This window comes from Aquamicrobium sp. NLF2-7, from assembly GCF_022359935.1.
Classification (GTDB): domain Bacteria; phylum Pseudomonadota; class Alphaproteobacteria; order Rhizobiales; family Rhizobiaceae; genus Mesorhizobium; species Mesorhizobium lusatiense.
In genome coordinates, this window is record NZ_JAKSED010000001.1 from 1,685,284 (window position 1) to 1,710,090 (window position 24,807).

Here is a 24,807-nt window from a genome sequence, read left to right on the forward strand (position 1 = left end):
AGGTCCTCCATTGGCGCGGAAAAGCGCCTCAACATGTTCGGGCTATCAGGAGCGCTTCCGACCGGTCAGGCGACGCCGCACCAGTCGAGAATGCTTGCTGCGAATATTTTTGTTGTCGTCCTGATGGATTCGACATCCGCCCATTCGTCGGGCGCATGCTGGTTGGCCCCGAAGGGCCCGTAGCGGATCGGCTGCACGCCGGCGACCGCATAGTGGGCACCGTCGGTCACGCCGATGGAGCCACGCAGCGCGGTCGGCCTGCCGAGGCTGGCGCGGCGCGCGGTGACGATCTTCACCAGCTCATGATCGGCCGAGGTGTTCATCGGCGGGAAATGCAGATCGTACAGGTCCCATTTCACCTCGATCGGATTTTCACGCAGCCACGGGTCGGTGGCGCAGAAATGGGCGACGAAGGCTTCGAAATCCGCACGAATATCGGCACTCGTCTCATGCGGCATGAATTTGTGGTCGATGTCGATCACGGCGACGTCGGGAACGATGCCGGGATTGCTCATGATGATCGGCAGACCATCCTCGCCCAGTCCCGCGCCTATGCGCACCACCCCGACGCCGAAATGGTTGATGCCGGGCGGCATCATCGGATGGCTCTTCACGCGTGAGTTGGCCGCTTCATAATCCCGCAACGCCCCAAGGAAGCGGCTGGCAATATCCGCCGCGCTGATCGGCGGAGCCTTGGGATTTTCCTGCCAGGGCTGCGGGTACATGCCGGTGAAGCGATAGGCCGAATGACCCTGCCGGCCACGAATGGTGATGCGCAGCCATTCCAGACCGCCCTGACTGATGAAAATCTCGTCGCCGCCGGGTTCCGCAATGATGGCGGCAGGGGCCAGATGCCCGGCGCGCACCATGGCCTTCGCGCCCGAACCACCGGCTTCCTCGTCAACCACGGAGTGCAGGGACACCCTGCCCCTGAGCGCAATACCCGCTTCGCGGATGACGCGCAGCGCCTCCACGCAGCAGGCCATGCCCGCCTTCATATCCATGGTTCCGCGGCCCAGCACCCTGCCGTTGCGCACATCGCCGCAAAATGGATCGTAGCTCCATTCGCGCAGGTCACCCACCGGCACCACATCGATATGGCCGCACAGAATAAGGTCGCGCTCGCCATTGCCGGCGCCCTCGGTCTGGGCCAGCAGATTGGGGCGACCGGGCAACGCATCGAAGTTGCTGATGGCGAGATCGCAGCCGGACAACTCGTCGGCGATCAGTGCCTGAACCTGCGCCTCCCTGCCCGCTTCCGGCTCGTCCTGAAACTTCGGATTGACGGATGGAATACGCACGAGATCGCTGGTCAGCCCCACGACCCTGTCGGACTTCGCATCCAGACGCGCCCACACGTCGGCAACAGCGCTATCGATCCTGTCCTGCATATTTCCTCCACATGGCAGCTGCCACCGCCCGGCTTCAGGTCCGGCTCATGGTCAGAGGATTGGGCTGTTCTTGCGCGCCCTTTGTGTTCCCCGGTGCAATCCGCAGGTCAGTATGGGCACAAATCCGTTTGTGTCAATTAAATTTCACTAAGGACATAAAAATGCATAAAAAATGATTTTATTACATTTTAGGCGCAGGCTTCAGCTTTCATTCCGGGTGGTCGTCAGACGCGCCACGAGATCGGAGAAACGTTCCCCCTGCACGGCGACATGCATCCGCAAAGCCGCGGCCGCGCCGTTGCTGTCTCCCGACAATATGGCCTTCACGACACGCTCGTGCTCCGCCAGCGAGGTCTCCATCCTGTTGCGCACACGCAATTGCAGGCGGCGATAGGGCCGCAGCCTTCTGTGCAGGGCAAGGCACTGCTCCTGCAGGAATCCGTTGTGGCTTGCGGCATAGACTGCTTCGTGGAAGACCTCATTGTCGTAATAGTAGGCATCCGCATCCCCCGCTTCAGCCGACCGGAGGCAACGACAATGCGCATCCTCCAGCGCGGCGCGATCATCATCGGTGTAGCGGCGCGCCGCATGTGCTCCGGCCATGGCTTCCAGCTCCGCCATCACTTCGAACATCTCGTAGATGCGATGCGGTGCCGGCTCGACCACGATGGCGCCCCGGCGCGGGCGGATTTCGATGAGGCCGATTGCGCCCAGCTGTATCAGAGCCTCGCGCACCGGCGTGCGTGAAACGCCGAACCGGGCGGCGAGCTGGGTTTCGTCCAGCCGCCTGCCGGCCGGAAATTCACCGCTGACGATTCCATTCTCAATCTGATCGCGCAGCTTCTGGACGATGTTTTGCGACATGGCACCAATCTGAAAATGCAATTCTTGTATACAAGAATGTTGACTTTGTACGCATGAGGAATAGCATGAATCGAAATTGCAGGAAACCTTGCGTAAAATCTCGCATCCTCACGGGTGCCGATACTGTACGTCATTCAACAGGGCGGACCAGCCACAAAGGGGCCTATAATGGGCAGCTTCTCTTCCTTTCGCGATATGCTCGACGCCATTGCCGAGCGCGGTCGCCGGCTGCTCGGCACGTCGCAGAACCCGAAGCAACGGGTGGCGATGGAGGAGATCGTCCTGCAGTGCGAGCACCTGCTCTCAAGCCGCGGCGAAGCGTCAGGCCTGGCTCTGGCGCAGGACATTCTCTCCGCATGGAAAGAACTGGATGACGAGGAGCAACCCCGGTTCATGCGGGAGTTGCTGATCAGATACGGCGCCGATGACGCCCATATCGAAGACGCCATCGAAATGTACCGCAACGACCGCAGCCCGGAAAATCTCGCCGCCCTGCATGAGGCCGCCGAGCCGAAGCGGCAGGAGCTGATCCGCCGGCTCAATGCCGCGCCCGACGGCACCCGCAGCCTGGTGCGGATGCGCGAGAAACTTCTCGGTCTGCTGAAGTCCGAACCGGAACTCAAAGCCGTGGACTCCGACTTCCAGCATCTCTTCGCGTCCTGGTTCAATCGTGGATTTCTGCAACTGCGCTCCATCGACTGGACCACGCCGGCGCATATTCTGGAAAAGATCATCCGCTATGAAGCGGTCCACGCCATCAATGACTGGAACGAACTGCGCAGCCGTCTCGCACCAGCAGACCGGCGCTGCTTCGCTTTTTTCCACCCGCAGCTTTCCGATGATCCGCTGATCTTCGTCGAAGTGGCGCTGACGCGCTCCACGCCCGACAACATCGGCGATCTGCTGGACGAAACACGCGCACCTTTAAAGCCCGGCGAGGCGAACACTGCCGTTTTCTACTCGATTTCCAACTGTCAGGACGGCCTGCGCGGTATTTCCTTCGGCAATTTCCTGATCAAGCAGGTGGTTGAGGAACTGCGCCGCGAACATCCTGCGCTGGAAACCTTTGTGACGCTTTCGCCGGTGCCCGGCTTCGCACGCTGGCTGAAGGCGGCGGGAGAAGGGGACGACACCCTCGAACTCGCCCGCCTGCGCGACCATCTCAGCAGTGCCGACTGGCACCGCAACGCGGAAATCATCGGGGAAGCCACTCCGCTGCTTCAGCGGGCGGCAGCTTATTATTTCCTGACCGCCCGTGCGGCCGGTGGACGGCTGATCGATCCGGTGGCGCGTTTCCATCTCGGCAACGGCGCCCGGCTGGAACGTCTCAATTTCCCGGGCGACGTATCGGCCAGAGGATTGCGTGAGTCACACGGGCTGATGGTCAACTACCTTTACAAGCTCGACGACATCGAGCGCAATCACGAGGCCTATGCCGAGCGGGGCGAAGTCGTGGCCTCGCCGGAGGTCCGCAAATGGCTTGCCGCCGGCTCGCCCGCAAAAACATCTTCCCGGACGCAGGAAAAACTGAATGCCTAACCATCTGTTCCACGCCATTCGCACTGCCCTGCCGGGACTGGATGCTGTCTTCATCGAAACGCAGGACGGCCGCGTGTGGACCTATGGCGATATGCTTGGCCAGTCTGCCCGCATTGCGCATGTGCTGAGGGAACGTGGCGTGCAGCCGGGAGACCGGGTTGCGGTGCAGGTGGAGAAAAGCGCCGAAGCCCTGATGCTCTATCTGGCCTGCGTGCGTTGCGGCGCCGTCTACCTGCCGCTCAACACCGGCTATACGGTGGCCGAGCTCGACTATTTCTTCAACGATGCAAAACCCGCCGTCATCGTCGTTTCCCCCCACAATGCGGACAGGCTCGCTGAGACGGTGAAGGGCTGCGGCGCGGTTCTGGAGACGCTGGACGATCATGGCGGCGGCTCGCTCATGGAGAGCGCCAGGGCGGCTGCCACGGATTTCGACGATGTGGAACGCGGTCCCGACGATCTGGCCGCCATCCTCTACACGTCCGGCACCACCGGACGCTCCAAGGGCGCCATGCTCAGCCATGACAATCTGTTGTCCAATGCGCTGACGCTGCGCGAAAGCTGGCGCTTCACCGCGCAGGACCGGCTCATCCACGCCCTGCCGATTTTCCACACGCACGGCCTGTTCGTGGCCACCAATGTCATCCTCGTTTCCGGCGCGTCGATGTTCCTGCTGCCCAAGTTCGATGCGGATGCCATCGTCGCGCGCCTACCGAAGTCGAGCGTTCTGATGGGCGTACCGACATTCTATGTGCGCCTTGCGCAGGATGATCGCGTCAACCGCGACAGCACCGCCAACATGCGGCTGTTCATCTCCGGCTCTGCCCCGCTGCTTGCCGAAACGCACGACACCTTCCGCGCCCGCACCGGTCACGCCATTCTCGAACGCTACGGCATGACCGAGACGAACATGAACACCTCCAACCCCTATGACGGCGATCGCATCGCCGGCACGGTCGGCTTTCCGCTGCCCGGCGTCGACATCCGCGTCGTGGACATGGAAAACGGCGCCGCCCTTCCGGCCGGCGAAACGGGCATGCTGGAAGTCAGGGGGCCGAATGTTTTCAGGGGCTACTGGAACATGCCGGAGAAAACCAAAGCCGAATTCCGTGACGACGGCTTTTTCATCACCGGCGACCTCGGGCTGATCGACGAACGTGGCTATGTCCATATCGTCGGGCGCGGCAAGGACCTCGTCATCTCCGGCGGTTACAACATCTATCCGAAGGAGATCGAGAGCGAGATCGACCTGATCGATGGCGTTCTCGAAAGTGCGGTCATCGGCGTGCCGCATGCGGATTTCGGCGAAGGCGTGACTGCCGTGGTGGTGCCGAAGAACGGCGCCGCGCTGAAGGAAGACGAGATCCTGGCCGCGCTCGGCGAACGGCTCGCCCGCTACAAGCTGCCCAAGCGGGTGCTGTTCGCGGAGGAACTGCCACGGAACACCATGGGCAAGGTGCAGAAGAACTTGCTGCGCGAAGCATGGAAGGATCTTTACGCCTGACGGCGGAGCACTCTCCGCCGCCCCGAACCGACACCGGCGTGACCACCACCGCTGCGCCCGGCGCAGCGGTTGGATATGGTAGCGTCAGCCCGGCCTCTTGCGGATGAGGCGGCGGGCCTTGTCGCGCAGGCCGCGCATGACGTTGCGCGCCTCCCGGTAAAGATGCATCTGCGAGGCGGCCTGTCTGGCTGCCTTGTCGGCAGCGGGCGTCAGCCCGATGATGAGCGTTCCCATGCGCATCCGCTCGCTCCACAGGCGGCCCATCACCGGATGGTCGGGCACCGCGCAGGAATCCGTGAACTGGATGTTCGGATCCTCCAGATGCTGACGGGTCACTTCGAGCATCAGCAGGGTCCCGGGGGAGAAGGTGGAAAGGCTTTCATCATAGGCCGTCTTCCACGTGTAAGCGACGCCCTGCTCGACGAACACGACAAGACTGGCGATCACACGGCCGTCCAGCGTCAGCGAATGGATGCGGCACATGTCGCGCTCCGCCAGCCTGTGCACCGCCTCGCGGGCGAAGGCAGCCTGAAAGCGATCGACCGTCATGGCCGTGCCCTTGCGGCCCTTCCAGCCGGCGGCCTCCAGAGCAAGGAAGCTCTCCATCGCCGTGCGCACCTCTTCCGGCCCGCGTGCCACCTCATGCGCAACCGCGCCGAGCTCCTCCAGCCGACGGCGCAACCGGCGAAATTCGCGCACGTGATGCGGCCGCAGCGAGGCCTTCAGATAGGCATCTCCCTCCAGCTCGCTGTCGAGAACCGGCCGCTCGACCTCTGCGACTGTGATCAGGGAAAGCTGGCGCGTTTCCGCCACCGAGCGCAGCACACGCGCCATCTGCCCTTCGAGGCGCATGTCGGGCAGCACCAGAACCTGCGGCAGTTGCAGATGCGGCCGTGACAGGATGGCGAGGCAATCCTCCACCACGCCCAGCGGATCGTCATAGTCCACCAGCGGCGTGCCGACCGGCCCGAACGGGTTCGACCATGCCCGCATCACCGGCACCGAGAACGGTACGTTCGGACGCTCCACCGAAAACGGCATCAGAAACCGCAGCCGCGAGCGATGCTCGTCGCCGTCCCGGATCACCGCCAGACGCACTTCGCGGTCCTCCAGCCTCGGCATCGCCGGAGCCAGAAAGCGCGGATTGAAGAAGATGTTCGGCTCGATGGCGCGGGCAACGAGGTGATCAAGTTCCTCCACCAGTTCAAAGCCCGCATTCGCCGGATAGATGGCCAGCGTACGCTGCGGGCGCCGGTTGGTGAGCAATTCAAGCTGCGAAGGATCGGTGCCCTCACGCACCAGCCCGGCAAGCTCCGAGACCAGCGTGCCGGCCGGGCCCCCGCTTGCCTCCTCGATCAGCGGAACAGCAGCCATTATGCAGCGCTCCTTGCCGGAATGAAGATCGTCATGACAATACCAAGTTTACGCCAGACCGTGAAGGACAGGCCGGCGGCTTCGAAGATCATGGCAAACGCGGTCGCCATGGCCGCTCCCCACAGGCCGAAAGTGGGAAGTAGCAGAACGTTGAGCACGATGTTCAGCGCCAGCGTGGCGGCGAACACCACAGCGCAGCTGTTCTGATGTCCGCTCATCGTCAGCAGGCTTTCGCACGGCCCGACGGAGGCGCGCGCCACAACACCGACGACAAGCAGGAAAAGAAGCGGGTAGCCGGACTGGAACCCCTCGCCGAACAATCCGAGCATCGGCCTGCCCAGAGCCAGAACAACGACCGCCATGGCGAGCGAGGGCCAGAAGGTCCAGGACACGGTTTCGCGCGCGAAGGCCGCAAGCCGGTGCCGATCACCGTGAGCGAACTGCGCATAGCGCTGGGCGGAGCCGGCTTTGACCGCGAAATAGACGAAATGCACCAGCGCCAGCGTTTTCACGGTGGCGAAATAGACGGCCACCTCCTGCGGGTCGCGATAGAAACCGACCATCAGCACATCGGCATTGGTGAGCAGGTAGAAGAAGCTGTCGACGAGGAAAATCGGCAGTGAGATGAAAAACCACTGGCGCAGCAGGATCCGGCTGTCGCCGGCGGGAATGGTTGCCGAAACCCTGCTGCCAAGGCTCAGCAACTGGCCGAGCGCGGTGACATAGGTGGCCGCGATTGCCGCGATGATGGCCGTGGTCGCATCGGCCGGGCAGCCGGCGAGCAGGGCTGCCCCCATGAAGACGAGGATGAGCACTGGCCGCGAAATATAGGTCGGCAGCAGGGCCGACAGCGCCCATGAATGCGCGCGCGACACGCCCTGCAGAAGATCCGTCAGCGCCACCATGGGAAGGCACAGCAGGCCAAGCAGAAACGGCACCACATGATAATCTTCGATACGATCGGCGAAGAGCCAGACACCGGCAGCCCCGGCAAGGGCGGTCAGGGTGGAAGCGGCCAGAACCACATGCCGGCTGACGCGGACGATTCCGCGCAATTCCGCCAGCATGCCCCGTTCGCGAAATTCCGGAATGAAGCGGATGACGGAGGTGCTGAAACCGAGACAGGAGATGGAGCCGACGATCAGCATCGTCACCCATACCAGAACGAAGATGCCGTATTCGAAACTGCCCATCCAGCGCGCCATCAGCACCTGGCTGAAAAAGGCGATCGCAGCGCTGACGACACGGACCATGAAAGCGATGGCGGACATGCGCCCTGCGGCGCCGCGCTCATCCGAACCCGACGCGATGGCATCGATCTGCGCCAGCAAAGGCCGCAGGCGCAGCGCAAGGCGCTGCGGCAGCAACCGGTCAGCCGCCATGGTAGCGGAAAAACGCACCCACTACATCTCCGTAATCCGCAAGGTCGACATCCCTTCTAGGAGCCAACCCCTTAAGAAACGGTACGGTGATGAGATTTGGGGGCCGGCGGCCCCGCCGCCGCGCTATGCCGCCAGAACGTCCTGCCATTCCTTGTGGCGGCGGAATTCGGCCGCCACATAGCCGCACACCGGCGTGATTTTCGTGCCGGTCTCGCGGGCATCGGTAACGGCATGGGCAACCAGTTGCGCGCCCACGCCCTTGCCGCGCGCCGAGGGCGGCACGAAGCTGTAATCGATCGAAATATGGCCGGGGCCGCTGCGCACATAGGTGAGATAGGCTTCCTCACCGCTCTCCAGTGGCAGCACGTAGCGACCTTTGCCGCCATCTTCGGCCTTGCTGATTTCCGTTCCCATCGCGATCTTCACCTTTACTTCTTCAACACATCCGCCCATTCGGGATGGCGCCTGAACTGAGCCGCAGCAAAGGGGCACAGCGGAATGATGAGCTTGCCAGCCGCCCGTGCATCCTCGACCGCCCTTGTCACCAGCCGCAGTCCCGCACCCTGACCGCGAAAGGCGTCCGGCACACCGGTATGGTCGATGATGATCTGATTGTCGCCCACCTTCGTGAACGTCATCTCAGCCTCCGCACCATCCGGCCCACGCAGGACATAGCGGCCCCTGGAGCCGGTCTCTTCGATTTCCACGTCTGGTATCAGTTCACTCATCGGGATGCTCCTGTAACCGGCACGGCCGACAAAAAGCGGCGTGCAGCCTCAGCCTCACTGGGGCGCAGCTCATGCCCGCCCTCATGCCATTCCAGTTCCGTCGTCACGCCCTGACTACGGAAATACGCTTCCAGCCGCAGGGTCAAGTCAGGCGGGCATATGGGATCGTGCCGCCCCGCCGTGATCAGCACCTCACGCCCGGCAAGCCCCGCCTGTGGTTCCGGCACGAAGGGGATCAGCGGATGCATCAGCACCACGCGCGAAAACAGCTCCGGAGCAGACAGCATCACCGAAGCAAGGATATTGGCTCCGTTCGAATAACCGAGACCGTAAATTTCCCCGGCTCCCGCCGTCCGCGCCCTCGCATCGGCATGAACATGCGCATGCACGAAACCCTTCATCTTGTCCGTCGCGCGGGCAAGATCGGCCATATCGTATCTGCTTTCGGCGAGACGGCGAAAGAAACGCGCCGCGCCCATTTCCGAAACGTCGCCACGCGGCGCCACCACCGTGGCGCCGGGCAGCAGGTTACGCGCCAGCGGCAGCAGCTGCATTTCATTGCCGCCGGTGCCGTGAAAGACGAACAACAAGGGACCGCCTTTCACGCCCTGCACGATACTGTGCACATAGGCATCGGTACTCATGACGGGCTCCTCAGTCTTCGAGCGGTTGCAGATGCTGTTCGAGATAGCTGCGCAGATGCTCATGCTGTGTCGGCAGCTTCAGCGCATCGCCGAGATGCGCGCGGTCCTCGTCACGGTCGAAACCGGGCTCGTTGGTTGCAACCTCGAACAGAACGCCACCGGGTGTGCGGAAGTAGATCGCCCAGAAATAATCCCGGTCGATGACCGGCGTGACCTGATAGCCGGTATCCAGCAAGGCCTTGCGCACCTCAAGCTGCTTTTCGCGGTTTTCGACCGCGAAAGCGACATGGTGAACCGAGCCGCCGCCAAGATTGGCAAACGCCGCACCCGGCATCACCTCGATGTCGACGGTATCGGCGCCATTGCCGGGCTCAAGCGCAAGCCGGCGCAGATTGCCGGACCGCCCGACCTCGCGATAGCCCATGAAGCCGAGAAGCTCTTCGGTGGCTGCGCCATCGCGCAGGCGCATCGAAACGGAATGGAAGCCGTGAATGCCCATATCCCCGGGAACACCTCCATGGGTCCATGGCGCGCGCGTGTCGCCGTCCACCTCGACGAGGGCGAGGCCTTCGCCATCGGGGCCGGCAAAGGTCAGGCGCTGTTCGCCAAACCGCTCCTGCCGGGCTAGCTCCGCTACCCCCGCATCGCCGAGACGGCCTTCCCAGAAGCCGAGCGAACCACGCGGAACAGCGTAGACGGTGGTGCCCACTTCGCCCACGCCGGGGCGACCCTTGCCGATATGCGGGAAAGGAAAGTAGGTCATGACCGAACCCGGCGTGCCAACCTCGTCTGCATAATAGAGGTGGTAAACATCCGGCGCGTCGAAATTGACGGTCTGCTTCACACGCCGCAGACCGAGCGCTCCGGTGAAGAATGCATTGTTGCGGCGGGCATCACTGGCCATGAGCGTGACGTGATGCAGTCCCCTGATCTGATCGAGCATGATGTGGCGCTCCTTTTTGGAGGGTACGGCCCATAAATCCATGAAGGGCCGTGTTGATCGCCAATATGGGCGCAGGCATGTGGTGCGCAAAGATATCGGAGCGGCAATAGTCCGTATCCGAAGGGTGAACAATGGCCTTGCTTTGTTCACCAAAGCAGAAGGCCCGCACCGGCGGGTGCGGGCCTTTGCAGAAAGCAGATGTCCTCAGCGAACCATAAGGCGCTGCTGCTCGCGATTGTCGGCGTAGCTGTCCTTGTCGTAGGCCGGATGCGCCTCAAGCTGTTCCTTGGTGAACTCGGTGTACAGATACTTCTTGCCGTCCTTGTCGGCCATTACCCTGAAAGTATCCATGCCGACCGCCACCGGCTTGGAGCCGATGCCGAGGAACCCGCCGACATCGATGATGACCGCATCGACCTGCCCGTCCGGAGTGAGCACGGCATCGCCGATCTCGCCGACCTTGACGTCATCGGCGCCGTAGACGGTCGTGCCATCCAGCTCCTTGGCGCTGACATCGGTCATCTGCACCTCGGTCAGGGTCGACTTGTCGATGGCAGCTGTCGAAGTCGCGTCACGCTGCTCGTTCGGGGCGGCAGCCGTATCGGTCGCCGGAACTGCTGCCGGAGCGGCGGCCGAATTGTCAGCGCTTGTCGTGGGGGCAACGTCATAGGCGCGGCGGTCGAAGTCCGGCAACGCTTCCAGCGATTCCTTGGTCGCCTCGACCACCAGCCAGCGATCGCCGTCACGCTCGGCCCATGTCGCCTTGTCGAAATCGAAGGCGACATTCTTCTGGCCCATGCCGAGGAAACCGCCAACGCCGATCACCAGCGATTGAGCCTTGCCTTCAGGTGAAAGCACGACATCATTTACCTTGCCGATGTCCTGTGCCTCATCCCCGGTGCCGTTGTAGACGCTTTCACCAATGATGAGGGAAGCAAGATTGCCTTCGGCCGGCGCGATCACCGGTGCGGTAGCGGCAGGCGCTTCGCTCACGGTATCCGTGGTCGTCACACCCGGAGCGCGCTCCGTTGCAGGCGCAGGCTTGTAAGGGGTGGAATCAAAGGCCGGCTGAGCTTCCAGCGCCTCCTTGGTCACGTCGGCAATCAGCCAGCGATCTCCATCCTTTTCAGCCCATTGCATCTTGTCGAAGTCGAACGTCACATCCTTGGCACCCAGCCCAAGGAAGCCGCCGACACCAATCACGGCGGACTCTACGTTGCCATCCTTGTCCAGCACAAGATCGGTGACCTTGCCGATATTCTGGGCATCTTCAGCCGTACCGTTATACACGGTTTCGCCAATGATATTGGAAGCCAGATGGCCATCGGCGCGAACCGCGGGTGCTGCCGGCTGTTCAGTGGCCGCGGTCGGCGGCGTGGTTGTCGCAGGCGCGGTAGCGTCCTGGGCCATGGCACCAGTGGCAACCAGCGTTGCGAGCGCAGTCGTTGCAAGAAGCTTGCGGATCATATCGTCTCTCCTCGTGTATCTTCGGTTCAAAAACCGTGAGCATCTCTGCGAATATCATGATGAATCCGCAGCTTGATTGCTGATTTGAGAACGTGTGATCTTGCCCCTTGTTCCAAAAAACATCTCTCCATTCGCAGGAAAAATCCACCTGATATAGCGGAACTAAACTTCCACTGTTCCGTTACATGCGGCGCCAGAGATACCTGCCGGCGCAATTCTTTTCGCGATCTGAAAGGATGCGACATGCGATTTTCCGCAGTGCTCAACAGGGACGGTGGAACGCTGCGCACGACCGATCTCGACGGTTTTTGCGCCTTCATGTCCCGTACGTTGCAGGCGGCGGGCCATCATGTCGACATCGCCGTTGTATCCGGCACCGAAATGCCCGCCGCGATCGACAAAGCGGCGGCGGCGCCGGACATTGACATTCTGCTTGCAGGCGGAGGCGACGGAACCATATCTGCCGCCGCTGCACGGCTGATGGGCAAGCAGAAGGCCCTTGCGGTCCTGCCAGCCGGCACGATGAACCTCTTTGCCCGCAGCCTCGGCATCCCGCAGTCACTTGAAGCCGCAGTGGAAAGCTTTGCGGCCGGCACAGTCAGGAAGGTGGATATCGCCACGGCCAATGGGCGCCCGTTCATCCACCAGTTCTCCGTCGGCATGCACGCCCGCATGATCCACCTGCGCGACAAGATGGAATTCGGCTCGCGTCTGGGAAAGATCGGCGCATCCTTCAGGGCCGCCTGGGCAACGCTGATCGACCCGCCGGCGATGCATGTCACGCTGATCATGAGCGAAACAGAGATAGAGGCGCGCGCCAGCGCTGTCGGAATCACCAACAACCTGTTCGGCGAAGGTCATCTGCCCTATGCCGACGACCCGGCCGGCGGCGTTCTGGGCATCTATCTGACGATGGCGCAGACACGCGGCGCGGTGCTGAAGTTCGCTTTCAACGCGGCGCGCGGCAAATGGCGTGACAATGAGCATGTCGAAATCCATCAGGCCGAGCGCCTGACGCTGAAAATACGCGCTTCAGGAAAAAAGCCTCATGCGGCCATGGACGGCGAACTTGTCGGGCTGGACAATGAGACTGTCATCGAAATTCACCCGAGGGCTCTGAACGTTCTTGTTCCGGCGACAGTCTGAGGGGCTCACTGTTGAGCCGGAACAGTCTCGGTGGCAGAGGTCTGCCCGGCGGGAGCATCCGGCCTAGGCACCAGCAGAGCGGTGGCGGCCCATGCCGCCAATGCCAGAACGATGGCGCAGATCAGGATGACGAGCACGCGACGCCCTTTGCGTCCCTGCCTGACTGCCTGCTCGCGAAATATCCTGGCCATGTCCTGTCTCCTTGCCGATGGCAGGGCGCGGATGCCCCACCTTGCAGGTTCAACGAGGCCGGAAAGCTATGGTTCCCGGACAGGGACTGAAGCCGACTGAAGCCTCAGTCCCGTTCGGTATCGGGATCAGGCCCGCGGCGGCGGGGCGCCGAGTTTTCACGGTAGATCACATAGGCCAGAACAGCTGCCGCCGGGCCAAGAATGAGACCCGGGCCAGCCTTGCTGCGCGCCAGCGCCGGCAGCACGGCTGCAAGTGCTGTCATGCCCAATGCCGTCATGTCAGCGCCTCGCCTTCTTCTGAGGCGGCGCGCTCTGGAACGCGCGCTGAAGCGGAATATCAGGACGATAAGCCCGGCAAGGAGGAGAAAACCGACCCCGAAGCCGACAGATGTTTCAAGCGAGCCATAGTGACGGGCGGCCCAGACATAAAGCGCGCCGATGAGAAATCCGACGCCACACAACGCGGCGATCGCGGCCAGCCCGTAGCTTATCGCTGCGATTCTGGCTCGCTTCAATGCGTATGCGGTCTCGCCCGAGGCGAGACCGGCGATCAAAGATACGAGTGCCCCCATGGGATCGACGCCGTCAGCGGCGCGACAGGAGGCCGACCAGGAAGCCGAGGCCCGCCGCAATGGCAAGCGACGTGACCGGCTTTTCCCGAACGTTCACGAGAACCTGCTCTTCCAGATCACGGGCGTTGGTCTTCAGGCTGTCGATGGCTGCCTCACCCTGCACGCGCAGCTGCTCCACACCCTGTGCAGCGGCCTTGCGCGCTGTGCCATAACCCTGCTCGCCGGTTTCCGCGAGATGCTTGCCCAGCTTTTCGATATCGGCCTTGAGCTGACGAATCTCTTCTTCAAGGTCAACATTATTCTTGTTGTCGGTCGCGGATTTTCCGGCTGCTGCGGCCATGATAAAACTCCTTGGTGGTTAATGTAGCCGGGATCACAACGCCGTGAAGGCGCTAAGGTTCCAGCCCTATTGTCTGGAATGGAAGGCTTTTTTCACGCCCAAGTCCAGCGCGCATTGCAACTTCACACAAGCGGGCGCCGACCCGTCCCCAGCCCCTCCCATCCGGCGATCAACATCAGTTCCTTCAGATTGATGACCCTGCATCCTCCTTCCTGCCACTCGATCATGCCGAGCCGGGAGAGCTTGCGCAGCGTCTTGTTGGTATGGACAAGCGAGAGCCCGAGCGTATCGGCAACATGCTGCTGGGTGACGGGAATGATCAGGCGGCGGCCGCTGCCAAGTCCCGTGCAGCGCGCCCTTTCGTGAATGAAGGCGATGAGATATGCGGCCCGTTCCATGGCGCTGCGCCGGCCGACGCTGAGCAGGTTCTCGTCCAGCATGCGTTCTTCCCGCGAAGCCAGCCAGGTAATATCGTAGCCCAGCCCGGGGTGCTTTCTGTAGAGTTCCAGGAGCCTGCTTCGGTCGAACACGCACAGTATGGAGTCCGACAGCATTTCTATGGAATGCTGCATTTCCCCCTCGATGCTTCCCTGCAGCCCGATCAGATCACCCGGCATCAGGTAGTTCAGGATCTGCCGGCGACCATCTTCCAGCAGCTTGAAGCGGAACCCCCATCCGGACAGCAGGGTGTAAAGATGCGGCGTGCGGCTGCCCTCGACCAGAACGGCGCTCCCCTTCTGCGCCAGCAGTTCCCCTTTCTTGAAGCGATTGAGGAACTCCAGTTCGTCGGGCTCAGCTTCACGAAACGCTGGCAGGGAGCGCAGGGGGCAGCTTTCGCACGGATACAGCCTGCCCTGCACGGTGGCCGGCAGGACATATTGTTTTGTGTGTGTTGAGGTAATTGTCATCGTTGAGAAATCGCCTGCGGGGCGGAAGGTTCCTCCGCTACGGAAATGACGCCTTCCCTATGTCATTTTTAAATGACAGGAACATTCCCGAAACGGCATTCTGCCGTTTTCGGGAGTATCCGCCTGTGCCTGGCCCGCTTAACGGACTGCGAATCCTGCTCGTCGAGGACGAGTATCTTATTGCCATGGATGTAGAGACGATCTGCCTTGAGCAGGGGGCCGCCAGCGTCTCGATTGTCGGACGCAGTGCGGAACTGGAAGACGACACATTGTTGCGGGAAATCGACGCGGCCATCATCGATGTGATGCTGGCAGGAGTTCCGACATTCCCGTTCGCCGGGCGCCTGCAACAGGAGGGCATACCTTTCATATTCGCGTCTGCCCACGGGCAAAGCGAATATATCAGCACGCATTTTCCCGACATAAAGCTCGTTGAAAAGCCTTATGCCGGGTCCGATCTGGTTGAGGCCCTCGCCGAAGCGAGGGACGCATCGAGACCTCAGTCGGCCGGTGACGTCATCACCTGAGTTGAGATCGCGTCCGGCCCAAAATCCTCTTCCCCGGAAATCTTGAGAATTTCCTGCAGGCGCGTGCGTGCGCGGCTGACACGGCTTTTGATCGTGCCAATTGCGCAATCGCAGATTTCAGCCGCTTCCTCATAGGAAAATCCGGAAGCTCCGATCAGGATGATCGCCTCGCGCTGGTCGTCCGGCAAGCGTTCAAGCGCGCTGCGGAAGTCCTTGAGGTCAAGCTGGCCGTGCTGGGCAGGGTGAACCGCCAGCCGCGCCGTCATGATGCCGTCGCTGTCCTGAACCTCGCGTCCGCGCTTGCGCATCTGCGAGTAGAATTCGTTGCGCAAAATGGTGAACAGCCACGCCTTCAGATTGGTGCCCGGCTGAAAGCTCTCATGCTTGTCCCATGCCTTGACGAGCGTTTCCTGAACGAGATCGTCGGCCTTGTCGACATTCTGCGACAACGACACGGCGAATGCCCGCAGACTGGGTATAGATTTCAGAAGCTCGTCTTTAAAACCCGCGGATACGGCCATGCATCAGTCCTTGTCCTGAGACGTCTCGGCGTGCTCGAGTTGACTGAGCAATTGCGCAAAGCGATCAGGAACCTCGTCATGGACCAGATCGTCGTAATATTGCTTCAGCTTGCGTCCGATCTCGGAATTGGGTCCAAGATTGTCTTCGGCCCTGCCCTGGCGTCCCGAGGTTCCGGCCGCTCTGTTTTTATCCAATGTGTTCATTCTGCCTTTCGTCCCTACCCTGACCGTCTGTTGCATCACGCCGTCGCACGAAACGAAACAGACGCAGCCCCCGCTGGTTGATCGATCCGGGCGCAACGTCTCTTAGCCAAATTAGTTCCACGATTGTTGGAACTTTTTGCATTCCTGCGGGTTTTCGGAGCCTGAGGCCTTGCATAACCATGCATTCGGCCTTTCAAGCAACGCGTCACATGAGGGAGACGTATATCGTGAGTCTATCCGCCGCCATTGCCCCGCATCTGCCTTTCCTGCGCCGCTTCTCGCGAGCCGTCTCAGGTTCCCAGGAAAGTGGCGACGCCCTCGTCGCGGCAATGCTTGAGGCGATCATCGCCGACACCAGCATCTTCCCGAAAGCCTCCAGCGACCGCATCGCCCTGTACAAAATATTCACGCGGATGTTCACGTCCGTCTCCATCCGCATTCCCCAGGACCAGTCCGAAGCGCCCGACTGGGAGCAGCGCGTGGCCGCCAATCTCAATGCTTTGGCCCCCCGCCCCCGTCAGGCTTTCCTGCTGGTTGCGGTGGAAGGCTTCGATGAAAAGGAAGCCGCAGAAATTCTGGATCTGGACGACGCCAGCTTTTCGAGCCTCCTTTCGGAGGCCAGCAACGAAATTTCACGGCAGGTGGCTACAGATATCCTCATCATCGAGGACGAGCCGCTGATCGCCATGGACATCGAGGAAATGGTGGAAAGCCTCGGGCACCGTGTCGTTGGCATCGCACGCACCCACGCGGAAGCCGTCGGCATCTTCGCCAAGTCGCATCCGCGCATGGTTCTGGCCGACATTCAGCTCGCCGACGGCAGCTCGGGCATCGATGCGGTCAACGAAATCCTGGCCGCCACCTCCGTGCCAGTGATCTTCATCACCGCCTTCCCCGAGCGCCTGCTCACCGGCGAGCGCCCGGAACCGGCTTTCCTCGTCACCAAGCCGTTCAATCCCGACATGGTCAAGGCGCTGATCAGCCAGGCCCTGTTCTTCGACCGGCAGGCGAAGGCGGCCGCCTGATATTTTTGCACATGCCACGGAACCATAGGCCAGTGACGGCGTTTTCCTCCATAGGCGCAAGAGAAGATAAAGAGGATAAAGATCAATGCTTTACTGGACCCTTGTATTCCTTGTGGTGGCCATCATCGCCGGAGCTCTCGGCTTTGGCGGCATCGCTGGAGCATCAGCCGGAATCGCCAAGATCCTCTTCTTCATCTTCCTGGCGTTCGTGCTCATATCGCTGCTGGCGGGCATTTTCCGCCGGACCTGACCGCGTCGGTTTCCCCCAACTGGAAACCGCCCCCCTCAACCGGTTTCCAGCCGCCGCCGGGCAGCGCTTTCCAGAAGAGCACTGCCCGGCGGAACGCATTTTGACGAATTCTCTTTAGTAGGATAGCCCTACCGGCACCAAGAGAGCAGAACACAAAATGGGTTCAGACAACGGTTCCAGATCGCCTCTGCGGCCGGAAGAGGAGGTCATAGACCCTTCTCTTCGGGATGAATCCGTGCTTGGCCGGGCCTTGCTCCACGCTTTGCGAAACGCCGGCGTTTCCGTGTTGTTTCAGGATAACGAGCTCAGAACCGTATGGGCCCGCAACATGGCCGCCCCGTGGATGCAGGGCAGCCAGGGCGACACCATCCTGCCCCCGTCCCAGACCGCCCGTATCATCGCGGCGCGCGAGGACACCATCGCCACCGGCAACGCCCACCGTTTCGAGATCAACGCTCCCGGTGAAGATGGCCTGCGGTGGTTCGAAATCTGGGTAGATCCCGATCACGACGAGCAGGGCGATATCCGCGGCGTCATGACCACCAAGGTGGAAACCACGGATCGCAAGCGCCGCGAGCAGAGCCTGCGCGCCTTGCTGCGGGAAGTCAGCCACCGCTCCAAGAACCTGCTGGCGATCATCCAGAGCATCGCCAGTCAGACCGGCCGCCATTCCGACAATATTTCCGATTTCCTGACCAGCTTTCAGGGCCGCCTGCAATCCCTTGCGGCATCTCAGGATCTTGTGACCTCGTCGAACTGGCGGGGAGCTGAGCTGCGCGAATTGATCAACGGCCAGCTCGGCCACAACATCGCCTATGCCGACAGCGAGCTGATTTTTGAAGGGTCGAACCCCTACCTCAACCCCAATGCAGCTCTGCATATCGGCCTCGCCATGCATGAACTGGTGGTGAACTCCCTTTCCTACGGTGCACTGTCACATCCGGGCAGCCGCATCACGGTGCGATCGAGGATGGAGCAACCCGAAGAGCTTGCTGATGCGCCGGCGCTCCATCTGTCATGGGTGGAGCAACTGGACGAAGGCAGCGTGCTGCCCCCCCACCGGGATTTCCGGCGCGTCACACTGGAGCGTGTCGTGCCGGCGGCGCTGAGCGGACAGGCTTCGCTCGAACTGGTGGACAACAGGCTGGAATATCATCTGGTCGTACCAGCAGCGAATTTTGAGAGCACAGGCGACGAATCCACCGCGACGCCTTAGGAACCTTACGTCAACCCGCGCGTTTTCTTTCCCAGAGGAAAACGCCATGGAACACATAGCCGCAGTTCTGCTGATTATCGGATGCTCCGGTGACCTGACGGAATGTGTCGAGTTGCCTGCTCCGGCTACAGTCTTTGAAACCTACGAGGAATGTCGGGTCGAACGCCAGCCCGCGCTGAAAGCGCTGTCGGGTCGAACGGACCGCGTTTTCGGCACCTGTATTCCGGTCGATCCGGCTCTTGAAGATGACTATGCCGAGATCGTGTGGAAGGTGCATCCGGACGGCAAGCTGGAAGCAAGTGTGGAGAAGGGCGAAACGCAAGTCGCTTCAAACGGTCATCACCCTTGAAAGAGCGATATTGCCCGAAAACAAAATCGCTGGCACAAGCTTGACGCTATCGGCTTGTTCGGCAAGTGATCGCTGCAAGGCGAGGGAAAGAGAAGCGAGAGGAGTGACTAAATGCGGAAGATAATCGTCGCCCTGGCGGCAATCGTGGCGCTGAGCGGCTGCACCACCACGGAACAGGATGTTGGTGTGGGTGCTGTCGCTGGCGCAGCCATCGGCGGAATTGCCGGCGGCACCAAGGGCGCCCTCATAGGCACCGCCGTCGGCGCTGGTTCCGGCTTGCTGGTGCGCAACCTGCGCAATGGCTACTGCCAGTATCGCGATCCGAATACGCGCCGGATTTACACGGCCCGCTGCAACTGATCGGCGAATGGGGCGCGCATCTTCCTCAGCCGGATGAGTTTTCCGGACGGAAAGAGTTCTCCATGATCCTGCGAAAAAGGCCGGCTAAGCCGGCCTTTTTTCATATCCGCGCCAGTACGGTTCGAGCGTTTTACTTCAGCGGCACCTTGATCTCTACCTGCAGGCCGCTCGGCAGGAAACGGCGGTCTATCGAGCCATAAAGCTCGCGGGTAATGTTCATATTGATGAGCTTGGTGCCGAAACCCGTCGTTGCAGGCTCCTTGAGGCCCGCCTGTCCCGACTCGCGCCAGTTCAGGACAAGCGATTTGTTTCGACCGGCCCTTTCCACCCGCCACTCCACCTTGAGCGCGTCGACCGAGTTTCCCGCCTCGCCATATTTCAGTGCATTTGTCGCAAGCTCGTGAAAAGTAAGGCCAAGCGCCTGCGTGGCTGTCTCGTCGAGCAACACCTGCGGGCCTGACAGCAGCCCCTCGGGCAGATCCTTGCCAAACACCTGACCGAGCTCGATCCGCAGCAACTCGCGCAGATCCGCCTTCTGCCAGCGCGAGCGCGTGAGCATATCCTGCGAGGCGGCCATCGCCTGCAGACGTGCCGCGAAGGAATCTGAAAATTCCTTCACATCGGCGGAATGCGAAGCGGTCTGGCGCGCAATGGCCAGAACCCGGGTTATGAGATTCTTGATCCTGTGCTTCATTTCCTGAAGCATCAGATCCTTTTCGACCAGACTGTGCTCGGCCGTCTGGTGCAGCTTTTCAGCCGCATCGTAAGCCCGCTCCTTGTAACGGGCAACGAGCGCGATGGCGCCGGCCAGCAGCAGCCCGAAGAGCCCGAGCATGACGGGAATGGCCCGCGACGAAGGCGGGGAGAATGCCGTGGTCGGCTCGAACTGCAGGGTCCACTGCCGGCCGGCGATCGTAAGCCGCCGGATGTCCACGATCCGGCCCACACCGGTGACGGCTGGCGTGGCGGAAGTGAAAATCTGGTTCTGCGCTTCTATGGCGCCATCGTAGATTTCCAGATGAACAGGCAGCAGCGGCAAACGCCGCAAGGCCGTCTGGAACAGCTCACTCGCCTGAAACGCCGCGTACAGAACACCGGGTGTAGCGGAAGCCTCGCCGGAAGTGCCGGCTTTGAGGCGGGAGAAGACGATAAAACCCGGATAAGGCTCGACGCCGCTGTTCCCACCCAGCATCATCGGGGCGGTGGCATGCTGCGTGTCGTCGCGCATGGTCGCTTCTATCGCCTGCCGGCGGATGGGTTCGCTGAACATGTCGAACCCAAGCAATGTATCGCTGGATGGCTTCAGCGGCTCGAAGAAAACCACCGGCGCACGCCACTTCTGATCCGACTGGGGGTAGATCTGACGTTCCACCCCCTGTTCGTCACGAATCCGGCGTTCAACGAGCGCCTCGCTCCCCGCGTCAACGAGCTGCAGAAAACCGATGCCGCGCAGGCCGGGAAAGCTGCCCTCTATATCAAGCGCCGAAATGAAAGCCCGGAATTCATTTGCCGAAACACGGTTGTTGTGTACCGCGAAGAATGCCTGGGTGGCCTTGAGGAGGGTAAGATGAAGATCAAGGCGGGTTTCGATGCGCGAAATGGCGTCATCCACGGTCGCTTCGAACTTGATGCGCGTCGCTTCCTGCGTCGCAAAATAAGCGAAACCGGCCATCACCATGCTGATCAGCGCGACAGCCAGGAATGTCAGAAGCGGAAAGAGTTTCTTCAACTGGCGACGCTACTCCGAAGCAGGGAATGCATTTCTAGCAAGTCCTCACGCCAAGGCAAGCAGGGCTCGGAGAAGCGCCGGTAACGGCATGGCTGTCACGCAGCGATTTTCAGGGCTCCCGGCCCCGGCACGGCACCGGGCGGGCATTTGCCCAGAATGATCATGCCGAGCACCTCGTCCTGCGTGACGTCCTGTGTACGTGCCGTGCCGACCACCTGCCCGTTCTTCATGACGCATACCCGGTCGGCGAGATCGAACACGTCATGAATGTCGTGGCTGATGAGGAAAATGCCGATGCCGTCGGCCTTGAGCTGGCGCACCAGTTCGCCGACCTGCGCCGTCTCCTGCGGACCGAGCGCCGCCGTCGGCTCGTCCATGATGAGGATGCGCGCGTTGAACAGGATGGCGCGGGCGATCGCGACCGACTGGCGCTGCCCGCCGGAGAGCTTGATCACCGGCTCCTTGAAGCGCTGGAAGCGCGGATTGAGGCGGCCCATGACCTTGCGCGCCTCGGCTTCCATGGCGACGTCGTCCAGCGTGTTCCAGCGCGTCATCAGCTCTCGGCCGAGGAACAGATTGGCGGCCGCATCGACATTGTCGGCCAGCGCCAGCGTCTGGTAGATCGTCTCGATGCCGTATTTCTTGGCGTCGCGCGGATTGCCGATCGACGCCTCTTCGCCATTGACGAAGATCTGCCCGGCGTCGCGCTTGTAGGCGCCCGAAAGGATCTTGATCAGCGTCGATTTGCCGGCCCCGTTGTGGCCGAGCAGCGCCACCACCTCACCCGGATAGAGATCGACCGAAGCGTCGTCGACGGCGCGAATGCCGCCGAAGGCGATGGAGATGTTGCGCATGTCGATGAGCGGGACGGCGCTGCCGTTTCGGGACTCTGCCATAGCCGTTCCTCCTAAACCCGCTTGCGGTAGACGGTGTCGAGCCACACCGCGATGACCAGCACGGCACCGACGACGATGTTCTGCAGGGGCGAGTCGATGCCGAGCAGGACCATGCCCGATTGCAGCGACTGCATGAGCAGCGCGCCGAGCATCGCCCCGATGATGGTGCCGGAGCCGCCCGCCAGCGATGTACCGCCGATGACGGCGGCCGCGATGACCAGAAGCTCGTCCAGCGTCCCCAGCGCATTGGTCGCCGCGTTGAGGCGGGCCGAGGAGATGGCCGCGCTGATTGCCACCAGCACGCCCATGATCATGAACACCTTCATGGTCACCCAGCGCGTGTTGATGCCGGCGAGGTTAGCCGCCTCCGGATTGCCGCCGATGGCGAACACGTAGCGCCCGAAGCGGGTGCGGTTGGTCACGAAGGTCATGATGATGCCGACCGCGACGGCCATCAGCACCGGAATGGCGATACCATGGGCGATGAACAGCCCCCCTTCCGGCACCTCGATGCCCTGCGCCGCTGCATAGCGTCTCACGATGCCCACCGGCCATGGATAGGAATTGGCAACCCATACCGCGCCCAGAATGGCGGCGCAGGCGACGCCCCCCAGCAGCAATTCGGCCCATACCGGCCGCAAGGGGAAGCGGAACCGCTGGCGCTGGCGGCGACCACTCACCATCAGAAAGGCGACACCAAGACATCCGGCCACGGCCACGACCCAGCTCCAGCCGGCGCCGATAGCGCCCAGCGGTCCGCCGCCCATCAGCTGAAATGTTGCATCGAGCGGCGCGACGGTCTGCCCGCTCGTCACCCACCACGCGGCACCACGCCAGATCAGCAGCCCGCCAAGGGTGACGATGAAGGCCGGCACTTCAAGATAGGCAATGATGAACCCCTGCAACGCGCCGATGAGGAGCCCCGCAAGGATGCCGCAGGCAAGGGCGATCACCCAGATCCACGGATCGCCCAGTGAAAAGCCGAACACGCGGATCAGGATCTGTGCCTGCAGAACGCCCATGACCATGCCGACGATGCCCTCCATGGAGCCCACCGACAGGTCGATGTTGCGCAGCACGATGACCAGCACCATGCCGGTTGCCATGATGGCCACGGAAGATGTCTGGACCGAGAGGTTCCACAGGTTGCGCGGCGTCAGGAACAGGCCGCCGGAAAGGAAGTGAAGCAGGAGCCAGATCAGCACCAGCGCCCCCAGCATGCCGAGCATGCGGGTGTCGAGCTCCGTCGCCTTGAGGAACTTCGCCAGCGGCCCGAGATCGGCCTCCCGCGCCCGGTCGCCCGTCGCCGCCGAGGTCGCATCACTCATGGTTTCCTCCCACCGGCCGGTTCTGGCCGTCAAATGCGCCGCACCATCATGCTAGACCAAATCCGGCAAAAGTGCACAGCGGTCTTGCAAACCGGGACAGCAAACGCCCCGGCCTGGCCAATCGCTTCGGAAATTTGAGGGTTTCATGCCGGGCACGGCACGGCAGACAGCCATATCCTGCGGGAAGCGCAGGCACCCCAACGCTTCCCGTAAACTGGACAGCTCAGTCGCAGGCAGCGACACTGCCTGCCGCAACGCCCGTGCAAACCGCATCCTTGGTGATCCAGCCGGCATCGATGACGACGTTGAGATTGTCCCTGGTGATCGCAATCGGCGTCAGGAACACGGACTTGACCGTATTGCCGCCGGGCGTGGTGAAGTCCTGCACATTGGCGATGGCGGTCATTTCCTTGCCGTCGGCCAGTTCGCTGGCGATCTGCGCGGCGTTTTTGCCAAGCTCGCGCGCATCCTTCCACACCGACACGGTCTGGGTGCCCAGCGCGATGCGGTTCAGCGCGGCATGGTCGCCATCCTGACCCGAAACCGGCACCGAGCCGGCAAGGCCCTGCGCCTGAAGTGCGGCGATCGCGCCACCGGCAGTGCCATCATTGGAGGCCACCACCGCATCAACCTTGTTGTCGTTGGCGGTCAGGAACTGCTCCATGTTCTTCTGGGCATTGGCCGGCAGCCAGCCATCGGTATAGGCCTCGCCGACATTCTTGATCGCGCCGGAATCCAGCGCTTCCTTCAGCACCTCGACCTGCCCGGAGAACAGGAAGTCGGCATTGGGATCGGCACCGGAGCCCTTGATGAAGACATAGTTGCCTTCCGGCTTCAGCTTGAACACCTCGCGGGCCTGCATGCGGCCCACTTCCTTGTTGTCGAAGGTGAGATAGAAAACGTCGCTGTTCTCGATCAGGCGGTCATAGCCGACGACCGGAATGCCCTCGTCGAGCGCCTTCTGAACGGCCGGACCGATGGCCGAGGCATCCTGCGCCAGAATGATGAGCGCATTGGCGCCCTGGCTGATCAGGCTTTCGACGTCGGTGAGCTGCTTGGAGGCGGACGATTGCGCGTCAGCCGATATGTACTTGTCGCCCGCCGCCTCGATCGCGGCCTTCATCGCCGCTTCGTCGGTCTTCCAGCGCTCTTCCTGGAAATTCGACCAGGACACGCCGATGACCTTGTCCTTCGCCTGTGCGGCGAGGGGAAGCGTCAGAGACAAGGCGACACCCGCCAGAATGGCAGCCGTAAAATTCCTCATGATTTCCTCCCTGCGCCCATGGGCGCGACGTTATGACCCGTGAACAAGCCATGCCGGTGAACAAGTCGGGCAAGGACTTTTTTCGAGCCTCGAAAAAATGTGGCGCAACGACCTGACCGTGTCAACGGATTTTCTGACCATCCGT

The 24,807-nt window shown here is 61.8% G+C and carries 28 protein-coding genes; 9 read left to right on the plus strand and 19 right to left on the minus strand.

The annotated features are described in order from the left end of the window. Positions 1 to 65: 65 nt before the first annotated feature. Both MIC97_RS08275 and MIC97_RS08280 read right to left on the minus strand, forming a co-directional pair. Positions 66 to 1,391: a M20/M25/M40 family metallo-hydrolase gene (locus MIC97_RS08275; protein WP_239799624.1), complete on the minus strand. Its 1,326-nt coding sequence runs from the start codon at positions 1,389 to 1,391 to the stop codon at positions 66 to 68. Positions 1,392 to 1,592: 201 nt separating this feature from the next. Next, entirely contained in the window at positions 1,593 to 2,255 is a 663-nt protein-coding gene (locus MIC97_RS08280; RefSeq protein WP_239799625.1) for a GntR family transcriptional regulator, read from the minus strand. Between the two features lie 168 nt (positions 2,256 to 2,423). On the opposite strand from MIC97_RS08280, the gene MIC97_RS08285 reads away from it, so the two are divergent. Both MIC97_RS08285 and MIC97_RS08290 read left to right on the plus strand, forming a co-directional pair. Further along, positions 2,424 to 3,794: a malonyl-CoA decarboxylase gene (locus tag MIC97_RS08285; RefSeq protein WP_239799626.1), complete on the plus strand. Its 1,371-nt coding sequence runs from the start codon at positions 2,424 to 2,426 to the stop codon at positions 3,792 to 3,794. Then, the gene (locus MIC97_RS08290) at positions 3,787 to 5,298 is read left to right on the plus strand and encodes a malonyl-CoA synthase (protein WP_239799627.1); all 1,512 of its coding nucleotides are present in this window, start codon (positions 3,787 to 3,789) and stop codon (positions 5,296 to 5,298) included. Before MIC97_RS08285 ends, MIC97_RS08290 begins: the two co-directional genes overlap by 8 nt. An 84-nt stretch (positions 5,299 to 5,382) precedes the next feature. Here the strand turns inward: MIC97_RS08290 and MIC97_RS08295 are convergent, their stop codons facing one another. The 7 genes from MIC97_RS08295 to MIC97_RS08325 all read right to left on the minus strand — a co-directional run bounded on the left by MIC97_RS08295 (position 5,383) and on the right by MIC97_RS08325 (position 11,836). Beyond that, on the minus strand, positions 5,383 to 6,672 hold the full coding sequence (locus MIC97_RS08295; protein ID WP_239799628.1) for a GNAT family N-acetyltransferase: 1,290 nt from the start codon (positions 6,670 to 6,672) through the stop codon (positions 5,383 to 5,385). Next, a complete protein-coding gene (locus MIC97_RS08300; RefSeq protein ID WP_239799629.1) occupies positions 6,672 to 8,072 on the minus strand; it encodes a lipopolysaccharide biosynthesis protein in 1,401 nt (466 codons plus the stop codon). The genes MIC97_RS08295 and MIC97_RS08300 overlap by 1 nt, the downstream gene beginning before the upstream one ends. A 105-nt stretch (positions 8,073 to 8,177) precedes the next feature. Then, complete coding sequence (locus tag MIC97_RS08305) at positions 8,178 to 8,468, minus strand: GNAT family N-acetyltransferase (protein ID WP_239799630.1); 291 nt, start codon at positions 8,466 to 8,468, stop codon at positions 8,178 to 8,180. A gap of 14 nt (positions 8,469 to 8,482) precedes the next feature. Then, complete coding sequence (locus MIC97_RS08310; protein WP_239799631.1) at positions 8,483 to 8,782, minus strand: GNAT family N-acetyltransferase; 300 nt, start codon at positions 8,780 to 8,782, stop codon at positions 8,483 to 8,485. Then, positions 8,779 to 9,426: an alpha/beta hydrolase gene (locus MIC97_RS08315; protein WP_239799632.1), complete on the minus strand. Its 648-nt coding sequence runs from the start codon at positions 9,424 to 9,426 to the stop codon at positions 8,779 to 8,781. Before MIC97_RS08315 ends, MIC97_RS08310 begins: the two co-directional genes overlap by 4 nt. Positions 9,427 to 9,436: 10 nt before the next feature. Continuing rightward, positions 9,437 to 10,369 (minus strand): VOC family protein, encoded by a 933-nt coding sequence (locus MIC97_RS08320; protein ID WP_239799633.1) that lies wholly within the window; start codon positions 10,367 to 10,369, stop codon positions 9,437 to 9,439. A gap of 204 nt (positions 10,370 to 10,573) precedes the next feature. Then, a complete protein-coding gene (locus MIC97_RS08325; RefSeq protein WP_239799634.1) occupies positions 10,574 to 11,836 on the minus strand; it encodes a PRC-barrel domain-containing protein in 1,263 nt (420 codons plus the stop codon). A gap of 243 nt (positions 11,837 to 12,079) precedes the next feature. On the opposite strand from MIC97_RS08325, the gene MIC97_RS08330 reads away from it, so the two are divergent. Further along, positions 12,080 to 12,982, plus strand: coding sequence for a diacylglycerol kinase family protein (locus MIC97_RS08330; RefSeq protein ID WP_239799635.1), 903 nt, complete (start codon positions 12,080 to 12,082; stop codon positions 12,980 to 12,982). Positions 12,983 to 12,987: 5 nt separating this feature from the next. Here MIC97_RS08330 and MIC97_RS08335 read toward each other — a convergent pair whose 3' ends face one another. The 4 genes from MIC97_RS08335 to MIC97_RS08350 all read right to left on the minus strand — a co-directional run bounded on the left by MIC97_RS08335 (position 12,988) and on the right by MIC97_RS08350 (position 14,993). After that, a complete protein-coding gene (locus MIC97_RS08335; protein WP_239799636.1) occupies positions 12,988 to 13,173 on the minus strand; it encodes a hypothetical protein in 186 nt (61 codons plus the stop codon). A gap of 104 nt (positions 13,174 to 13,277) precedes the next feature. Further along, positions 13,278 to 13,745 (minus strand): hypothetical protein, encoded by a 468-nt coding sequence (locus tag MIC97_RS08340; protein WP_239799637.1) that lies wholly within the window; start codon positions 13,743 to 13,745, stop codon positions 13,278 to 13,280. A 13-nt stretch (positions 13,746 to 13,758) separates the two neighbouring features. Next, the gene (locus MIC97_RS08345; RefSeq protein ID WP_183824355.1) at positions 13,759 to 14,085 is read right to left on the minus strand and encodes a DUF883 family protein; all 327 of its coding nucleotides are present in this window, start codon (positions 14,083 to 14,085) and stop codon (positions 13,759 to 13,761) included. Positions 14,086 to 14,207: 122 nt separating this feature from the next. After that, positions 14,208 to 14,993 carry a Crp/Fnr family transcriptional regulator gene (locus MIC97_RS08350; protein ID WP_239799638.1) on the minus strand — a complete coding sequence of 262 codons (786 nt, stop codon included), beginning with the start codon at positions 14,991 to 14,993 and terminating at the stop codon, positions 14,208 to 14,210. Positions 14,994 to 15,118: 125 nt separating this feature from the next. Between MIC97_RS08350 and MIC97_RS08355 the strand changes: the two genes are divergently transcribed. Beyond that, positions 15,119 to 15,520, plus strand: a complete 402-nt coding sequence (locus MIC97_RS08355; protein WP_239799639.1) for a response regulator — start codon at positions 15,119 to 15,121, stop codon at positions 15,518 to 15,520. On the opposite strand, the gene MIC97_RS08360 is transcribed toward MIC97_RS08355, so the two are convergent. After that, positions 15,493 to 16,041 (minus strand): sigma-70 family RNA polymerase sigma factor, encoded by a 549-nt coding sequence (locus tag MIC97_RS08360; RefSeq protein WP_183824361.1) that lies wholly within the window; start codon positions 16,039 to 16,041, stop codon positions 15,493 to 15,495. The genes MIC97_RS08355 and MIC97_RS08360 overlap by 28 nt on opposite strands. 3 nt (positions 16,042 to 16,044) lie before the next feature. Next, the gene (locus MIC97_RS08365; protein WP_239799640.1) at positions 16,045 to 16,245 is read right to left on the minus strand and encodes a NepR family anti-sigma factor; all 201 of its coding nucleotides are present in this window, start codon (positions 16,243 to 16,245) and stop codon (positions 16,045 to 16,047) included. Between the two features lie 227 nt (positions 16,246 to 16,472). On the opposite strand from MIC97_RS08365, the gene MIC97_RS08370 reads away from it, so the two are divergent. From MIC97_RS08370 to MIC97_RS08390, 5 genes are all read left to right on the plus strand, one after another. Further along, entirely contained in the window at positions 16,473 to 17,270 is a 798-nt protein-coding gene (locus tag MIC97_RS08370) for a response regulator (RefSeq protein ID WP_239799641.1), read from the plus strand. Positions 17,271 to 17,355: 85 nt separating this feature from the next. After that, the gene (locus MIC97_RS08375; protein WP_239799642.1) at positions 17,356 to 17,520 is read left to right on the plus strand and encodes a DUF1328 domain-containing protein; all 165 of its coding nucleotides are present in this window, start codon (positions 17,356 to 17,358) and stop codon (positions 17,518 to 17,520) included. A gap of 157 nt (positions 17,521 to 17,677) precedes the next feature. After that, positions 17,678 to 18,736: a PAS domain-containing sensor histidine kinase gene (locus MIC97_RS08380; protein ID WP_239799643.1), complete on the plus strand. Its 1,059-nt coding sequence runs from the start codon at positions 17,678 to 17,680 to the stop codon at positions 18,734 to 18,736. 46 nt (positions 18,737 to 18,782) lie between these two features. Further along, positions 18,783 to 19,085, plus strand: coding sequence for a hypothetical protein (locus MIC97_RS08385; RefSeq protein WP_239799644.1), 303 nt, complete (start codon positions 18,783 to 18,785; stop codon positions 19,083 to 19,085). Between the two features lie 111 nt (positions 19,086 to 19,196). Then, complete coding sequence (locus MIC97_RS08390; protein WP_183824382.1) at positions 19,197 to 19,445, plus strand: lipoprotein; 249 nt, start codon at positions 19,197 to 19,199, stop codon at positions 19,443 to 19,445. A 130-nt stretch (positions 19,446 to 19,575) separates the two neighbouring features. On the opposite strand, the gene MIC97_RS08395 is transcribed toward MIC97_RS08390, so the two are convergent. From MIC97_RS08395 to xylF, 4 genes are all read right to left on the minus strand, one after another. Further along, complete coding sequence (locus MIC97_RS08395) at positions 19,576 to 21,174, minus strand: CHASE domain-containing protein (protein WP_239799645.1); 1,599 nt, start codon at positions 21,172 to 21,174, stop codon at positions 19,576 to 19,578. Between the two features lie 95 nt (positions 21,175 to 21,269). Continuing rightward, positions 21,270 to 22,070 (minus strand): ATP-binding cassette domain-containing protein, encoded by an 801-nt coding sequence (locus tag MIC97_RS08400; RefSeq protein ID WP_239799646.1) that lies wholly within the window; start codon positions 22,068 to 22,070, stop codon positions 21,270 to 21,272. Between the two features lie 11 nt (positions 22,071 to 22,081). After that, complete coding sequence (locus MIC97_RS08405; protein ID WP_239799647.1) at positions 22,082 to 23,398, minus strand: sugar ABC transporter permease; 1,317 nt, start codon at positions 23,396 to 23,398, stop codon at positions 22,082 to 22,084. 223 nt (positions 23,399 to 23,621) lie between these two features. Further along, on the minus strand, positions 23,622 to 24,662 hold the full coding sequence (gene xylF / locus MIC97_RS08410) for a D-xylose ABC transporter substrate-binding protein (protein ID WP_183824398.1): 1,041 nt from the start codon (positions 24,660 to 24,662) through the stop codon (positions 23,622 to 23,624). Positions 24,663 to 24,807: the final 145 nt, after the last annotated feature.

Coding starts and splice junctions, on each gene's coding strand:
- MIC97_RS08275 (WP_239799624.1), bottom strand. CDS start 1,391: ATGCAGGACAGGATCGATAGCGCTGTTGCCGACGTGTGGGCGCGTCTG.
- MIC97_RS08400 (WP_239799646.1), bottom strand. CDS start 22,070: ATGGCAGAGTCCCGAAACGGCAGCGCCGTCCCGCTCATCGACATGCGC.
- MIC97_RS08390 (WP_183824382.1), top strand. CDS start 19,197: ATGCGGAAGATAATCGTCGCCCTGGCGGCAATCGTGGCGCTGAGCGGC.
- MIC97_RS08310 (WP_239799631.1), bottom strand. CDS start 8,782: ATGAGTGAACTGATACCAGACGTGGAAATCGAAGAGACCGGCTCCAGG.
- MIC97_RS08295 (WP_239799628.1), bottom strand. CDS start 6,672: ATGGCTGCTGTTCCGCTGATCGAGGAGGCAAGCGGGGGCCCGGCCGGC.
- MIC97_RS08350 (WP_239799638.1), bottom strand. CDS start 14,993: ATGACAATTACCTCAACACACACAAAACAATATGTCCTGCCGGCCACC.
- MIC97_RS08405 (WP_239799647.1), bottom strand. CDS start 23,398: ATGAGTGATGCGACCTCGGCGGCGACGGGCGACCGGGCGCGGGAGGCC.
- MIC97_RS08380 (WP_239799643.1), top strand. CDS start 17,678: ATGGGTTCAGACAACGGTTCCAGATCGCCTCTGCGGCCGGAAGAGGAG.
- MIC97_RS08365 (WP_239799640.1), bottom strand. CDS start 16,245: ATGAACACATTGGATAAAAACAGAGCGGCCGGAACCTCGGGACGCCAG.
- MIC97_RS08325 (WP_239799634.1), bottom strand. CDS start 11,836: ATGATCCGCAAGCTTCTTGCAACGACTGCGCTCGCAACGCTGGTTGCC.
- MIC97_RS08340 (WP_239799637.1), bottom strand. CDS start 13,745: ATGGGGGCACTCGTATCTTTGATCGCCGGTCTCGCCTCGGGCGAGACC.
- xylF (WP_183824398.1), bottom strand. CDS start 24,662: ATGAGGAATTTTACGGCTGCCATTCTGGCGGGTGTCGCCTTGTCTCTG.
- MIC97_RS08335 (WP_239799636.1), bottom strand. CDS start 13,173: ATGGCCAGGATATTTCGCGAGCAGGCAGTCAGGCAGGGACGCAAAGGG.
- MIC97_RS08320 (WP_239799633.1), bottom strand. CDS start 10,369: ATGCTCGATCAGATCAGGGGACTGCATCACGTCACGCTCATGGCCAGT.
- MIC97_RS08360 (WP_183824361.1), bottom strand. CDS start 16,041: ATGGCCGTATCCGCGGGTTTTAAAGACGAGCTTCTGAAATCTATACCC.
- MIC97_RS08330 (WP_239799635.1), top strand. CDS start 12,080: ATGCGATTTTCCGCAGTGCTCAACAGGGACGGTGGAACGCTGCGCACG.
- MIC97_RS08345 (WP_183824355.1), bottom strand. CDS start 14,085: ATGGCCGCAGCAGCCGGAAAATCCGCGACCGACAACAAGAATAATGTT.
- MIC97_RS08315 (WP_239799632.1), bottom strand. CDS start 9,426: ATGAGTACCGATGCCTATGTGCACAGTATCGTGCAGGGCGTGAAAGGC.
- MIC97_RS08385 (WP_239799644.1), top strand. CDS start 18,783: ATGGAACACATAGCCGCAGTTCTGCTGATTATCGGATGCTCCGGTGAC.
- MIC97_RS08280 (WP_239799625.1), bottom strand. CDS start 2,255: ATGTCGCAAAACATCGTCCAGAAGCTGCGCGATCAGATTGAGAATGGA.
- MIC97_RS08290 (WP_239799627.1), top strand. CDS start 3,787: ATGCCTAACCATCTGTTCCACGCCATTCGCACTGCCCTGCCGGGACTG.
- MIC97_RS08285 (WP_239799626.1), top strand. CDS start 2,424: ATGGGCAGCTTCTCTTCCTTTCGCGATATGCTCGACGCCATTGCCGAG.
- MIC97_RS08375 (WP_239799642.1), top strand. CDS start 17,356: ATGCTTTACTGGACCCTTGTATTCCTTGTGGTGGCCATCATCGCCGGA.
- MIC97_RS08305 (WP_239799630.1), bottom strand. CDS start 8,468: ATGGGAACGGAAATCAGCAAGGCCGAAGATGGCGGCAAAGGTCGCTAC.